9 protein-coding genes are annotated in these 14348 nt (G+C 65.7%); 4 read left to right on the top strand and 5 right to left on the bottom strand.

Annotated features, from left to right (window positions below; translation table 11 throughout):
• Position 1: 1 nt before the first annotated feature.
• Positions 2 to 1168 carry a bifunctional glutamate N-acetyltransferase/amino-acid acetyltransferase ArgJ gene (gene argJ, locus ACIPY3_RS06555; protein WP_400331586.1) on the bottom strand — a complete coding sequence of 389 codons (1167 nt, stop codon included), beginning with the start codon at positions 1166 to 1168 and terminating at the stop codon, positions 2 to 4.
• The gene (gene argC / locus ACIPY3_RS06550; protein ID WP_400331583.1) at positions 1165 to 2196 is read right to left on the bottom strand and encodes an N-acetyl-gamma-glutamyl-phosphate reductase; all 1032 of its coding nucleotides are present in this window, start codon (positions 2194 to 2196) and stop codon (positions 1165 to 1167) included. Before argC ends, argJ begins: the two co-directional genes overlap by 4 nt.
• Positions 2197 to 2358: 162 nt before the next feature.
• On the opposite strand from argC, the gene ACIPY3_RS06545 reads away from it, so the two are divergent.
• The 4 genes from ACIPY3_RS06545 (at position 2359) to ACIPY3_RS06530 (ending at position 9955) form a co-directional block, all read left to right on the top strand.
• Entirely contained in the window at positions 2359 to 3447 is a 1089-nt protein-coding gene (locus ACIPY3_RS06545; protein ID WP_400331581.1) for a fatty acid desaturase family protein, read from the top strand.
• Positions 3448 to 3532: 85 nt separating this feature from the next.
• The gene (locus tag ACIPY3_RS06540; RefSeq protein WP_400331578.1) at positions 3533 to 4498 is read left to right on the top strand and encodes a quinone oxidoreductase family protein; all 966 of its coding nucleotides are present in this window, start codon (positions 3533 to 3535) and stop codon (positions 4496 to 4498) included.
• Positions 4499 to 4606: 108 nt separating this feature from the next.
• Positions 4607 to 8566: a Pls/PosA family non-ribosomal peptide synthetase gene (locus ACIPY3_RS06535; RefSeq protein ID WP_400331575.1), complete on the top strand. Its 3960-nt coding sequence runs from the start codon at positions 4607 to 4609 to the stop codon at positions 8564 to 8566.
• 51 nt (positions 8567 to 8617) lie between these two features.
• Positions 8618 to 9955, top strand: coding sequence for a M1 family metallopeptidase (locus ACIPY3_RS06530; protein ID WP_400331572.1), 1338 nt, complete (start codon positions 8618 to 8620; stop codon positions 9953 to 9955).
• On the opposite strand, the gene ACIPY3_RS06525 is transcribed toward ACIPY3_RS06530, so the two are convergent.
• The 3 genes from ACIPY3_RS06525 to pheS all read right to left on the bottom strand — a co-directional run bounded on the left by ACIPY3_RS06525 (position 9952) and on the right by pheS (position 14298).
• Entirely contained in the window at positions 9952 to 10587 is a 636-nt protein-coding gene (locus ACIPY3_RS06525; RefSeq protein ID WP_400331569.1) for a 4'-phosphopantetheinyl transferase family protein, read from the bottom strand. The genes ACIPY3_RS06530 and ACIPY3_RS06525 overlap by 4 nt on opposite strands.
• Positions 10588 to 10690: 103 nt before the next feature.
• Positions 10691 to 13234, bottom strand: a complete 2544-nt coding sequence (gene pheT / locus ACIPY3_RS06520) for a phenylalanine--tRNA ligase subunit beta (RefSeq protein WP_400331566.1) — start codon at positions 13232 to 13234, stop codon at positions 10691 to 10693.
• 2 nt (positions 13235 to 13236) lie between these two features.
• Entirely contained in the window at positions 13237 to 14298 is a 1062-nt protein-coding gene (gene pheS / locus ACIPY3_RS06515; protein WP_397324055.1) for a phenylalanine--tRNA ligase subunit alpha, read from the bottom strand.
• Positions 14299 to 14348 lie beyond the last annotated feature (50 nt).

Below are 14348 nucleotides of genomic sequence, written 5' to 3'. Positions count from 1 at the left end.
CTTAGCTCGAGTACGCGCTGTTCTCATGCACGTAGTCGTGCGTGAGGTCGTTGGTCCAGATGGTCGCCTCGGCCTCGCCGGCCTGCAGGTCGATTTCGACCAACACTTCGCGGGGTTCCAGGTCCACCAGGTTGCGGTCGTCGCCGATGCTTCCGTTGCGGCAGATCTGGACACCGTTCATGGAAACGTTGAGCTGGTCGGCCTCGAAGACAGCATCGGTGGTTCCGACTGCGGAGAGCACACGGCCCCAGTTGGGGTCCTTGCCAAAGATCGCGGCCTTGAACAGGTTCGAGCGGGCTACGGAACGGCCCACGATTTCGGCGTCGCGTTCACTGGCGGCGTTGAAGGTGCGGATGGCGATGTCGTGGCTGGCGCCCTCGGCGTCGCCGATCAGCTTGCGGGCCAGTTCGGCGCACACCGTCGTGACCGCCTCGCTCAGCTGCTCCGCCGACGGGAGCGCTTCCGAGGCACCCGAGGCGAGCAGCACCACGGTGTCGTTGGTGGACATGCAACCATCGGAGTCGGCGCGGTCGAAGGTGACACGCGTGGCATCCCGGAGGACGACGTCGAGCTCATTCGCGGGCACTTCGGCGTCGGTGGTGAGGACCACCAACATGGTGGCCAGCCCGGGGGCCAGCATGCCGGCGCCCTTCGCGATGCCGCCAACGGTGAAGGTTTTGCCTTCGGCGTCCTTGCCCGTGAAGACGGCTTCCTTGGACACGCTGTCCGTGGTCATGATGGCAGTTGCCGCGGCCGCGCCGCCGTCCTCGGAAAGCTCTTTAAAGGCTGCTTCGACGCCGGGGAGGATCTTGTCCATGGGCAGCTGCTCACCGATCAGGCCGGTGGAGCACACCACGACGTCGGAAGCCGAGACTCCCAGCACTTCTGCCACTTTCTCTGCCGTGGCATGGGTGTTCTGGAAGCCCTGCGGACCGGTGCAGGCGTTGGCACCACCGGAGTTCAGGACGACGGCGTCGACCCGACCATCGCTGACTACCTGGCGGGACCAGTGCACGGGCGCCGCCGCGACGCGGTTGGACGTGAACACCGCGGCAGCTGACGTGAGCGGGCCGTCGTTGACGACGAGGGCAAGGTCCGGGTTTCCCGAGGCCTTGATGCCGGCCTTGATGCCTGCAGCGCGGAATCCCTTGGGGGCGGTAATGGTCACGGTGCAACTCCCTGCAGGTTCAGGCCGGCGGTTTCATCCAGGCCGAGGGCAATGTTCATGGACTGCACGGCGCCGCCGGCAGTTCCCTTGGTGAGGTTGTCGATGGCGCACGTGACGATCACGCGGCCGGTATGGGCATCGAAGGCCAACTGCATCACTGCGTGGTTGGAGCCCTGGACAGACTTGGTGGTGGGCCACTGGCCCTCGGGCAGCAGGTGCACGAACGGCTCGTCGTCGTACGCATCTGCCCAGGCCTGCCGCAGCTCCACCGCGGTGACACCGTGGCCAACCTTGGCAGTCGCCGTGGTGAGGATCCCCCGGCTCATGGGAGCCAACGTGGGCGTGAAGGAAACCGTCACCGACTCCCCCGCAGCGTTGGACAGACCCTGTTCGATCTCCGGCGTGTGGCGATGACCGCCACCCACGCCGTAGGGGCTCATGGACCCCATGACCTCGGAACCGATCAGGTTGACCTTGGCGGCCTTGCCGGCACCCGAGGTACCTGAGGCTGACACAATGACGACGTCGTCCGTGAGGAGCAGGTTGTTGGCGAACCCGGGCGTCAAGGCGAGCAGGGCCGACGTCGGGTAGCAGCCGGGTACGGCGATGCGCTTGGCGCCCTTGAGCGCCTCGCGCTGGCCCGGCAGTTCGGGCAGGCCGTAAGGCCACGTGCCGGCATGGGCCGAGCCGTAGAACTTTTCCCATGCCGCGGCGTCCTGCAAGCGGTGGTCCGCGCCGGCGTCGATGACTACCGTGCCCTCCGGCAGTTGGGCAGCGATCTCCGCTGACGCGCCGTGCGGCAAGGCGAGGAAGACGACGTCGTGACCCGTCAGGTTCTCTACGGTGGTGTCTTCGAGGATCCGGCTGGCCAAACCATGGAGATGCGGCTGCAACTCCCCTAGTCTGGAACCGGCGTTGCTGTGCGCGGTGATCGCGCCGATGGTGACGTTGGGATGGTTCGCCAGCAGGCGCAGCACTTCTCCCCCGGCGTAGCCGCTGGCACCGGAGACGGCAACAGAAATAGTCATGGCCCCAGCATACAGCAAAGTTATTCATACTTGCTGATATTTATGCACGCTTCGGGTGAACCTCATTTGGTGCAGCCCCGTATGCTTGTTGAAGGGTGATCCAGACCGTGCAGACCGAACGTCGGCTGCAGCGTTGCCCGTTATCGATACGGGGCACATTCCATGGCACCCACATCCACCGCTGAGCGCCCCAAACCACGCGCAATTCAGCCGAATCCCGTCGTACAGAGCTATTCAGAGCTCCTTAGGAGCGTCAAGAAAGCCGGACTCCTCGAGCGCCGCAGCGGCTTTTACCTTTGGGTGTTCGTGGCCCTGGTTCTGCTGATGGCAGGTACCTGGCTCGGCTTCGCCCTCCTGGGCGAGTCGTGGTACCAACTCCTCATCGCCGCCGCCGTGGGCATTCTCTGCACACAGCTGAGCTTCCTTGCGCACGAGGCCGGGCACAAGCAGATCTTCGCGTCCAGGCGTGCCAACGACTGGTCCGCGCGCCTGCTGGCCACTGGTGTAGCCGGCATCAGTTACTCCTGGTGGGAGCAGAAACACGGCGCCCACCACAACCATCCCAACGTCATCTCCAAGGACCCGGACATCCGGAACAATGCCCTGGTCTTCCATGAGGACGCGGCAGCCGAGCGCAAGGGGCGCCTGGCCTTCCTGACGCGGAGGCAAGGGTGGTTTTTCTTCCCGCTCCTGACGCTCCTGGGCCTGAGCCTCCAGTTCGATTCCCTGCGCTTCGTCTTCGGAAAGCAGAAGGTGCGGCACCGTTGGGTTGAGACGCCCATCCTGGTGGCCCGGCTCGTGGCCCTGCCGGTACTGGCGTTCACCTTCCTTCCCATCGGCATGGCCTTTGCCTTCCTCGGAGTTCAGATCATGGTCTACGGGTTTTACATGGGGGCGTCCTTCGCACCAAACCACAAGGGGATGCCCGTCCTGCCCAAGGACAGCCGCGTGGACTTCCTCAACAGGCAGATCCTCACCTCCCGCAACATTTCGGGCGGGCGCTTCATGGACTTCCTCCTGGGTGGCCTGAACCGGCAGGTAGAGCATCACTTGTTCCCTGACATGGCGAGGCCACACCTGCACAAGGCCGCGGGAATAGTGCGCGAATTCTGCGCCAAACACTCCATTCCCTACACCGAAACATCACTGATGCAGTCCTACGGGATCGTGGTCAGCTACCTCAACGACGTCGGCCTTGCAGCCGGGCGCGGCTTCGACTGCCCGGTTGCTTCGACGCACGGACGCCGCTAGCCGTTCGACACCATGGGTGGCTTGCTCCCTAGGATGGAATCTGGAACCGGGCACCGGAAGGACCGTCCCGGATTAAGGAGCCACCATGACGCACGCGATCGTTGCCCAGCAGCCCGGAGGGCCCGAGGTTCTTGAGTACACCGCCGTTGAGCCACTGCAGCCCGGTCCCGGACAGTTGCTCATCAAGGTTGCCGCCGCAGGGGTCAACTTCATCGAGACCTACCAGCGAAGCGGCATCTACAAAGTTGAATACCCTTTCACCCCGGGTGCAGAAGCCGCCGGAACCGTGGAAGCCGTGGGCGACGGCGTGGAGGACTTTGCCATCGGCGACCGCGTGGCAACCGCCGAGGCCTCCCGGACCTACGCCGAGTACGCCTTGGTGGACGCCGCGAAGGCATTGCCCGTTCCGGACAAGGTGGATGACCACACGGCAGCCGCGCTACCGCTGCAGGGCATCACCGCCCACTACCTCATGAATTCCTCCTTCCGCGTGGAGCCGGGGCACACTGTCCTCCTGCACGCAGGCGCCGGCGGCGTGGGACTGCTGCTGACGCAGCTCCTGAAGGCCAGGGGCGCGAGGGTCATCACCACCGTTTCCTCGGACGAAAAGGCAGACCTCTCAACATTGGCCGGCGCAGACGAAGTGCTGCGCTACGACGGGTTCGCGGAAAAGGTCCGCGAACTCACCGACGGCGAAGGCGTCAATGTTGTTTACGACGGCGTCGGGAAAGACACGTTCGACGATTCGCTGAAGAGCCTGCGCATCCGGGGTTCGCTGGTGCTTTTTGGAGCAGCCTCCGGCCCGGTCCCACCGTTCGATCCCCAGCGCCTGAACGCGGGCGGATCCCTCTCCGTCACCCGCCCTACCATGGGCCACTTTGTCCAAAACACCCATGAGCGCCGGTGGCGGTCCACCGAAATTTTCGAAGCCGCAGCGAACGGAACCCTCTCGGTACGGATTGGCGCCAGCTATCCGCTCGCGGAAGCCGCCCAGGCCCATCGGGATCTGGAAGGCCGCAAGACCACCGGTAAGGTGCTGCTGCTTCCCTAGCTGCAGGGAAACGTTCGGTTGCTGCCAGGCGAACCCCTGTGCAACACATTGTGACGAGCAGGAAACGTCAGACACCTATTGTTCACCTTCCTGGGTAAAGCTGGGCCGGTGAGCATAGATCATCCTGGCGCGGCCACGGTTTCACCTGCCGTGGCCGCCTACCGCCCCCAGTTCCCGGGGGCGTCAGCAGCACCCACCGAACGTACCCTCGTGGACATCCTGGAGGAGACTGCACAGTCCTTCCCCGAAGCATCAGCGTTGGACGACGGCCAGAAGTCACTGAGCTACACCGAGCTGCTGGCCGCGGTCCGCACTTTCTCGCGGGCCCTGAACGAGGCGGGGCTCGGCCGCGGGGACAAGGTGGGTGTCCGCATTCCGTCGGGCACCAATGAGCTCTACATCGCCATCCTTGGCATCCTCATGTCCGGCGCAGCCTACGTTCCGGTCGACGCCGACGATCCCGAGGAACGCGCCAAGCTGGTGTTTGGCGAAGCCAAGGTGGGCGCAGTCATCGGCGCGGGCCTGTCCGTCAAGGCAACGGATTCCACGCGCAGACCCGTCCAGGGCGTAAGCAAGCCGGGCCTGGACGACGACTCGTGGATCATCTTTACGTCCGGTTCCACGGGCACCCCCAAGGGCGTGGCGGTCAAGCACCGCTCCTCCGCTGCCTTTGTGGACGCAGAAGCCCGCATCTTCCTGCAACCCGAACCGATCGGACCCCAGGACCGCGTCCTGGCCGGATTGTCCGTCGCCTTCGACGCCTCCTGCGAAGAGATGTGGCTCGCCTGGAGACATGGTGCGTGTCTGGTCCCGGCTCCCCGTGCCTTGGTCCGGACGGGCATGGACCTGGGTCCATGGCTGATCAACCACGGCATCACAGTGGTCTCCACCGTGCCAACCCTCGCGGCCCTCTGGCCCGCCGAAGCCCTGGAAAACGTCCGCCTCCTGATCTTCGGCGGCGAAGCCTGCCCGCCCGAACTGGCCGAAAGGCTCGCCGTCGACGGCCGTGAAGTCTGGAACACCTATGGCCCTACGGAGGCCACGGTCGTTGCCTGCGCCGCACCCTTGGGAGGTCCGGGTCCGGTCAGGATCGGACTGCCCCTGGACGGGTGGGACCTGGCCGTCGTGGATTCCGCAGGCGTTCCGGTAGCCCAAGGCGACGTCGGCGAGTTGATCATCGGCGGCGTCGGCCTCGCCCGCTACCTCGACCCCGCCAAGGACGCGGAGAAGTACGCACCCATGCACACGCTGGGCTGGGAGCGGGCTTACCGCTCGGGAGACCTGGTCCGCTTCGAGGCCGAGGGCCTCATCTTCATGGGCAGGGCCGATGAACAGGTCAAGCTCGGTGGCCGGCGGATCGAACTTGGCGAAGTCGATGCCGCCCTCCAAGCCCTGCCGGGTGTGGCCGGCGCAGCGGCGGCCGTGCAGACAACGGCCGCCGGCAACCAGATCCTGGTGGGCTACCTCGCCGCCTCCGACGGCGTCAGCCTGGACCTGGACGACGCCCGGAAGGCACTCGGCGAAAACCTGCCCGCAGCCTTGATTCCCCTGCTCACGAGGGTCGACACGTTGCCCACCAAAACCAGCGGCAAGGTTGACCGCCATGCACTGCCCTGGCCGTTGGCTGGCGCGGCTGCCGCTGCCGAGGCCGGCGATGCTCCCTTGAACCTGCCCGACGACGCGCGCTGGGTGGTGGAGCAGTGGGAATCCGTGCTGGGCAGCACCGTGGGCTCCCTCGATGCAGATTTCTTCGCCTATGGCGGGGGCTCGCTCGCGGCGGCCCAGCTGGTTTCCGCGTTGCGCGTCCGGTACCCCACCATCACGGTGGCCGACATCTACGCCACGCCGCGCGTCGGGGCGCTCATCGACGCCGCCCGGCAGTCGATTCCCGACGGCGGTACACCCGGTCCCGCTGCTGAGCGCACCGTGCGTCCCACCGCCCTGAAGTCACAGATTTTCCAGGTCCTCATGGGCGTCCCGCTGCACATCCTGGTGGGCATGCGCTGGCTGACCTACCTGATGGCGGCCAACCGCCTCCTTGCCGATTACGCGGGGTTCGCTGCGGCACCGGTGGTCTCGTGGTGGTGGATTGCTGCTTCGTGGCTGGTCTTCGTCAGCCCCTTGGGCCGCATGGCGATCTCCGTGGCAGCTGCCCGGCTGCTCCTGCACGGAGTCCAACCCGGCACCTACCCGCGCTCCGGGAAAACCCACCTGAGGCTTTGGCTCGCGGAGCAGATCCAGGACCTGTCCGGCGCCATCGGCCTGGCCAGCGCACCGTTCGTTCCGTATTATGCCAGGGCCCTCGGAGCGAAGATCGGACGCGACGTCCACCTGCATTCGCTGCCTCCCGTGACGGGACTCTTGTCCTTGGGCAGCGGCGCAAACATTGAACCCGAAGTGGACCTGTCCGGCTGGTGGGTGGATGGCGATTCCGTCCACATCGGGCAGATCCACGTGGGGGCCGGAGCAGTAGTGGGCTCCCGCAGCACCCTGATGCCGGGCGCCACCATCGGAGCGGGCGCGCACGTCGAAGCCGGCTCGGCCGTGTTGGGCAAGGTCAAGTCCGGGCATCTCGTGGCCGGCTCACCCGCTGAGCGGCGGGGCAAGGCCAAGCACGAATGGCCCGACGTGGTGCATCAGCGGACCCTGGGCGACAGGCTCTGGTTCTCCGCCTTTGCGGGGGCGTCTGCTTTGCTTGCGCTGATCCCCTACATCTCGGCCTTCGTTGGTGCACTGGTGATTCTCGCCTTCATCCGGGGCCATGAATCCCTCGAAAGTGCCGTTCCCCAGATCCTCGCAGCCCTCCCGCTGGCCGCGTTGGCATGGTTCTTTGCGAATCTCCTCCTCATCCTGGTCGTGGCCCGCCTCCTGGGTTTGGGCCTCAAGGAAGGCTACTACCGCGTCCGGAGTCGCGTCGGGTGGCAGGTCTGGGCCACCGAACGCCTCCTGGACATGGCCCGCGACCTTCTCTTTCCCATTTACGCGAGCCTGTTCACACCGATCTGGCTGCGGTTGCTCGGCGCCAAAGTGGGCAAGAACGTGGAAGCGTCCACGGTCCTCCTGGTCCCCCGGATGACCACCATCGGGGACGGCGCCTTCCTGGCGGACGACACCATGGTGGCCTCCTATGAGTTGGGCGGCGGCTGGATGAAGATCGCCCCGGCCAAAATTGGCAAGCGCTCCTTCCTCGGCAACTCCGGGATGACCGCTGCCGGACGCAATGTTCCCAAGAACTCGCTGGTGGCAGTTCTCTCCGCGACCCCGGCAAAAGCAAAGTCCGGAACCTCGTGGCTGGGCAGCCCACCCGTCCGCTTGCGCAGGACGGCCGTGGACGCCGACCAGACGCGCACCTTCCGCCCACCGTTCAAGCTCAAGCTCGCCCGTGCGCTGTGGGAGCTGTGCAGGTTCGTCCCGGTCATTCTCACCGTAGCCATCGCCGCGGGCTCCATGCTGGCCTTCAACGCGATCGCGCAACTTTGGGGTTACTGGGCGGCCGCCCTTCTCGGTGGCGTCGTCATGTTGGCTGCGGGCGCGGTAGCCGCAATGAGCGCAATCGTCGCCAAGTGGGTGCTGGTGGGTACCATCCGCGTTGGCGAGCACCCGCTCTGGAGTTCCTTCATCTGGCGGAACGAGGTAGTGGATACCTTCATCGAGATGGTCAGCGCACCCTGGTTCGCTCGCTCGGCGGCGGGAACTCCGGCCTTGGTGTGGTGGCTCCGGGGGCTGGGCGCCAAGATCGGGCGCGGAACCTGGTGCGAGAGCTACTGGCTTCCGGAGGCTGACCTTGTGACCCTCGGCGAGAACTCCACGGTCAACCGCGGCTGCGTGGTCCAAACCCACTTGTTCCACGACCGCGTCATGAGCATAGGCACCGTGACGCTCGGCGCCGGCGCCACCATGGGTCCGCACGGCGTCATCCTCCCCGCCGCACGTGTGGGCGACGGCGGAACCGTTGGACCGGCGTCGTTGGTCATGCGGGGCGAGACCGTACCGGCCGGAACCTATTGGATGGGAAATCCCGTCAGCCCCTGGGAAGGTCCGGCCGCACAGTCCGCAAGACTCAAGTAGATTGGGCACACGGCAACAGCAGGAAAACCAGGATTGAGGCCACCGCACTTTATGACCGCAGCGACCACAAACACCGCCGCCGACCCCTACACGCTGGACCACGGGAGCACGGGCTACCGCGTGGACAGGTACGAGCTTGACCTCGACGTTCGGCTCGGCAGCAACAGGTTGATCGGGCGGGCCTTCCTGCGGTGTACCGCGTTGGAATCCATGAGCCAGGTCATCCTGGATTTGGTAGGCCTGCGGGCATCAAAGATCCAGCTGGACGGCAAGAAGGTCCAGAAGTTCAGCCAGCGCAGTGAGCACTTGGTCATCGCTGCCCAGGCTCAGATTAAGTCCGGCCAGCAGTTCGTCCTGGATATCCGCTACGAAGGCAACCCCCAGCCCCGGAGGGGGCTCTGGGGCGAAGTCGGCTGGGAGGAACTCACCGATGGTGTCCTGGTGGCGGGCCAGCCGAACGGCGCCGCGTCCTGGTTTCCCTGCAACGACCACCCGCGGAGCAAGTCGAGCTTCCTGATTTCCGTCACCACGGACGACAATTACCGTCCGGTCTGCAATGGCCGGTTGGTGTCCCGCACCCGGAAATCGAGCCGCGAGACCTGGGTCTATGAACATGCCCAGCCCATGGCGACATACTTGGCCACCGTGCAGATCGGACGTTACGGCCTGATTCCGCTGAACGCCAACGACACCCACCAACGCGTTCCCCAATTCGCGGCTGTTCCGGCGGGCCTGGCCGAGGATGCACGCATGGGCCTGCGCCGGCAGCCGGACATGATGCGGACCTTCGAGGATTGTTTCGGTCCCTACCCCTTTGCCGAGTACACCTCGGTGGTCACGGAAGACGAGCTGGAGATTCCCCTTGAGGCGCAGACCGTGTCCATCTTTGGCCGCAACCACATGCGGGACACGTGGGAAGCCCAACGCCTGATCGCCCACGAGCTCTCGCACCAGTGGTTCGGGAACTCACTGACGGTCAGCAGCTGGAAGGACATCTGGCTGCATGAGGGCTTCGCGTGCTACGCCGAATGGCTGTGGTCGGAGGAGTCGGGAACCATGGGCGTTCCCGCCCGGGCGCTGGCAGCGTGGAAGAAGCTCGACGGCGGTCCACAGGACCTTTTGGTGGGCGACCCCGGCCCGGAGCTGATGTTCGACGACCGGGTTTACAAGCGTGGTGCCCTGGCCGTGCACGCCCTCCGCGTCATGGTGGGAGACGAAGCCTTCTTCGGCTTCCTCCAGCACTGGACCGCGGCCAACCGCCACGGTTCGGTGTCCACGGAGTCGTTCATCGAAGCCGCCAACGCCTTCGTACCAGGCCTGGACGCCGGTTCCGTCCTGCGTCCGTGGCTCTACGACGCCGCGCTTCCCCCACTGCCGTCCGCTCGCTAGCCGAGTGCCAGCGCGGCCACGAGCCCATCCGGGAGCGGCCGTCCACCCACGGCGCCTACATCTTGTATGCCCGGACGGTTCAGCACATCCACGGCAGCCGGGTCCAGGCGAAGCCCGTCGCCGGTCATCTTGAGCCAGGCTTCCTTCCGTGCCCAAAGCCGTGCCCTCTGGGCGTCGCGCTCCACTTCCGGCGCCGCGTCGATCAGCCTGCGTTCCCCCGCGGTCAGGGCAACGTCGTCAAAGCCCTCGAAGCCAACCCGGCTTACCGCTTCAAGGTCCACTCCCAGCCGCATGCCTTCCGCTGGATGCACGACGCCGGCCAGCAGCACCCAGCCCGACGCCCGGGAGGCGCTGAGCACCAAAGGCGCCGGACCGCCGTCGAGCATGAACCCGGGCCGCCCGTGGTCCTGGCCGGGACCGCACTGGGGACAGCTGTAATCCGACGTGAGCCTGGACGGATCCACCGCCAATAGCTCCGCAGCGAACCGACGCAAGGCAATACGCCCCGCGACGAATTCATCCCGGTCCCGCGCGGACGCGAAGCGCGCCGCACGGTGTTCCCCGGCTCTTCCCAAAGCCAGCGCGAGCGGTGATTCAAGAAGTGCCACCTCCCCGAGTTGGAGCAGCCTCAAAACCGGCTCCAAGTCTCCCCCTCTTAGAGCAACGCGGGGTCACTTTCGGCCCAATAATCCCTTCGGAATGGGCTGCAAGTGACCCCGCGTTGTTCGGTCTGGACTAGCGCTGGACTGCTCCGAACCGCTCTGCGGCAACGGCAACGGCGGCAGCGCGGGCTTCGGAGGCCTCGTCCGCGGTCAGGGTGCGGTCAGCGGCCCGGAAACGAAGGCCGAAAGCCAACGACTTCTTGCCTTCCTCGATGCCCGGACCCACGTACACATCGAACAGCGCGACGTCTTCGAGGAGCTCTCCGGCACCTTCGCGGAGTGCGGCCAGAACCTGGTCAGCAGGCACATCCTGCGGAACCACCAAGGCTACGTCCTGGGTTGCCACGGGGAACCCGGAAATGTGCTTGGCCACGATCACGTCGGCCGCTGCTTCGAACAGCGCGTCCACGTCGATCTCCATGGCCACGGACCGCGCCGGCAAGTCATGCGCAGCGAGGAGCTTGGGGTGGAGTTCGCCCGCGTAGCCCACCACGTCACCGTTCCGGAGGGCCAGCTGGGCCGCCCGGCCGGGGTGGAACGCCTGGTGGCTGCCCTGGCTTACCACCAGCTCGACGCCTACGACGTCTCCGATGAGACGTGCAACATCCAGTCCGTCAGCCCAATCCCACGCCCGCGGCGTGTGCGTCGCAGCGGCCGGTGAATCGTGGCCCGTGAGCACTGCGGCGAGGTGCAGCGGCTGGTGCGGAACGCCGTCGAACAGGCCCTCAAGAACCTCATCCGAAGGCTTGATGCCCAGCGGAGGGATGGACTCAGTCCCCAACCGGTCGCCCGGCAGGAAGACCGAGCCGGCCTCGTACAGGGCGAGGTCGCGGAAACCGCGCGACTGGTTGCGGCGGACAACCTCGATCAGCCCGGGCAGGATGGACGTACGGAGGTAGCCGTGTTCCTCGCTGATCGGGTTGGCGAGCTTCAACGCCGGGCGCTGCGCACCTTCCGCGGCCACGCCGAAGGTGTCGTTGGCCGCCTTGGAGACGAACGGGTAGGACAGGACTTCCGTGAGGCCGGCGTCCGCCAGCGCCTGCACCACGCGACGCTTCTGCTGCTGCGTGCGGCTCAAACCACGGCCCGGAGGCGCCACCGGAAGGGTGGCCGGAATGTTGTCGTAACCCACAAGTCGGGCGATTTCCTCGGAGAGGTCTTCTTTGGTTTCGAGGTCGTTCCGCCAGCTCGGTGCCGTCACGGTGTAGCCGGAAGCGGTCTTCTCCACGGAGGCACCGAGGTCTGCGAGCGATGTGGTGATCTGTTCCTCGGTGAAGTCGATGCCAATGCGCTTGGACGCGAAGTCACCGGGCAGTTCGATGGTGACGGCGTCCGGCGCGGTCCCGACGTCGGTTCCGGCTTCGTCAGCCGTGCCACCGGCCAGCTCCACCAACAGGTCCACGACGCGCTGCGCGGCGATGTTGGCGATGTGCCAGTCGACGCCACGCTCGAAGCGCTTGGACGCCTCCGAGGGAAGCTTGTGGCGACGACGTGAACGGGCGATCGAGACCTCATCGAAGTGCGCGGCTTCCACCAGGATGTTGGTGGTGGAGTCCGAAACCTCGGTGTGGGCACCGCCCATGACGCCTGCGATGCCGATGGCGCCGGAGTCGTCGGTGATCAGGAGGTCCTCGACGTCGAGCGTGCGCTCTTTGTCATCGAGGGTGGTGATCTTTTCCCCCGCCACGGCACGGCGCACCACGACGTCGCCCGAGAGCTTGTCAAGGTCGTAGCAGTGGTTCGGCTGTCCGAGTTCCAGCATGACGTAGTTGGAGATGTCCACCGGCAGCGAGATGCTCCGGATGCCCGCAAGGCGCAACCGGGAGGACATCCACGGCGGGGTGGGACGCGAGGGATCGACGCCCCGGACCGTGCGGGCCACGAAGCGGTCGCACCCGGGCTTGCCATAAATGGGTGCGTCGTCGTTGAGCTTGACGCCGTAACCGCCCTGCAGGCTGGCCGGCGCGCTCACCTTGGAGGCGGGGTCGGTGAAGACAGTCCCTGTGGCGTGGGCGTATTCGCGGGCGACACCACGGATGGAGAACGCGTACCCGCGGTCCGGGGTCACGTTGATCTCCGCAGCCTGGTCATAGAGACCCAGGAGTTCCATGGCATCCGTGCCAATTTCGGGGTCGAGGCCAATGCTGGACAGCACCAGGATGCCATCGTGGTCCTCGCCGATGCCCAGTTCCCGCACGGAGGCAATCATGCCGGCAGACAAGTGGCCGTACGTCTTGCGCGCCGAGATGTGGAAGTCTCCGGGGAGCACGGCACCAGGAAGCGTCACCACTACCTTGTCGCCTTCCACGAAGTTGTGGGCACCACAGATAATGCCCTGCACGCCGGAGGGATCGATGCCCTTGCCCGTGAGGGTCTGTTCCTGTCCTTCCGGAACGACGCGGACCTGGCACCAGTTGATGGTCTTGCCGTTGGTCTGCGGCTCCTTGACGAGGCTCAACACCTGGCCAACCACGACGGGCCCCTTCAGGGCATCCGTGGGACGGTGGACTTCTTCTTCTTCGAAACCGACCTTGACCAAATCGGCCATGACGTCTTCGGCCGTTGCGTCGGCCGGTACCTGCGCGAACTCACGCAGCCAGGAAAGTGGGATACGCACTGTTAGATCTCCATCCCGAAGTGCTCGCTGAAACGTACATCGCCCTCGATCATGTCGCGCATGTCGCCGACCTCGTTGCGGAACATGAGCGTGCGCTCAATGCCCATGCCGAAGGCAAAACCTGAATAGACATCCGGATCAATGCCGGCCGCCCTGAGGACGTTGGGGTTGACCATGCCGCAGCCACCCCATTCGATCCAACGCGGACCGCCCTTGGCACCGGGGTGCCAGATGTCCAGCTCGGCGGACGGCTCGGTGAACGGGAAGTAGTTGGGGCGCAGGCGGATGGACGCTTCGTCGCCGAACATCTGGCGCGCGAAGTGCTCCAGCGTGCCGCGGAGGTCCGCCATGCTCAGGTTCTTGTCGATGGCCAGGCCCTCGAACTGGTGGAACACCGGCGTGTGCGTGGCATCCAGTTCGTCCGTGCGGAATACCTTGCCCGGGCACAGGACATAGATGGGCACTTCGCGCTCAAGCATGGAACGAACCTGCACGGGTGATGTGTGGGTTCGCATCAACAGGTGCGCCTCGGGCGGTTCCACGAAGAACGTGTCCTGCATTTCACGCGCAGGGTGGTCCGGCTTGAAGTTCAAGGCGTCGAAGTTGAACCACTCGGACTCGACCTCCGGGCCTTCGGCGATTTCCCAGCCCATGCCCACGAAGATGTCCGAAACGCGGTCCTGCAACGTGGACAGCGGGTGGCGGGCACCGGCGCGGCGGCGACGCGGGGCCGCCGTGACGTCCACCGTTTCCTCCACGAGGATCCGGGCGTCGTTCTCCGCTTCGAGAACCTGCGTGCGCGCTGCGAGCGCCTGGTTGACCCGGCCACGCGATGAACCCATCAGCTTGCCGGCTGCCGCTTTGTGCTCCTTGGCCAGGCCACCGATTTCACGGTTGGCGAGGCTGAGCGGCGACTTCTCGCCGGTGTGGGCGAGGCGGACGGCCTTGAGTTCTTCGAGGGAGGATGCGGCCGCAATGGCGGCGACGGCGTCCTCAACGGCGGCGGTGATGGCGGCCTCATCCAGCGGATTCGGGATGGCAGCGCCTGGCAAAGTGTCAGTCATCTACTGTTCTTAGCTACGAGTCGGGAACGGCCGGCATGGCTGGCCTGCAA

The organism is Paenarthrobacter sp. NPDC089714 (assembly GCF_044748905.1).
Classification (GTDB): domain Bacteria; phylum Actinomycetota; class Actinomycetes; order Actinomycetales; family Micrococcaceae; genus Arthrobacter.
The sequence above is the reverse complement of the archived record's forward strand: the minus strand, read 5'-3'. Positions and strand labels throughout refer to the sequence as shown.

Excerpts from the sequence above, each read along its gene's own strand:
- argC (WP_400331583.1), bottom strand. The coding sequence starts at position 2,196 with ATGACTATTTCTGTTGCCGTCTCCGGTGCCAGCGGCTACGCCGGGGGA.
- ACIPY3_RS06545 (WP_400331581.1), top strand. The coding sequence starts at position 2,359 with ATGGCACCCACATCCACCGCTGAGCGCCCCAAACCACGCGCAATTCAG.
- ACIPY3_RS06540 (WP_400331578.1), top strand. The coding sequence starts at position 3,533 with ATGACGCACGCGATCGTTGCCCAGCAGCCCGGAGGGCCCGAGGTTCTT.
- ACIPY3_RS06530 (WP_400331572.1), top strand. The coding sequence starts at position 8,618 with ATGACCGCAGCGACCACAAACACCGCCGCCGACCCCTACACGCTGGAC.
- pheS (WP_397324055.1), bottom strand. The coding sequence starts at position 14,298 with ATGACTGACACTTTGCCAGGCGCTGCCATCCCGAATCCGCTGGATGAG.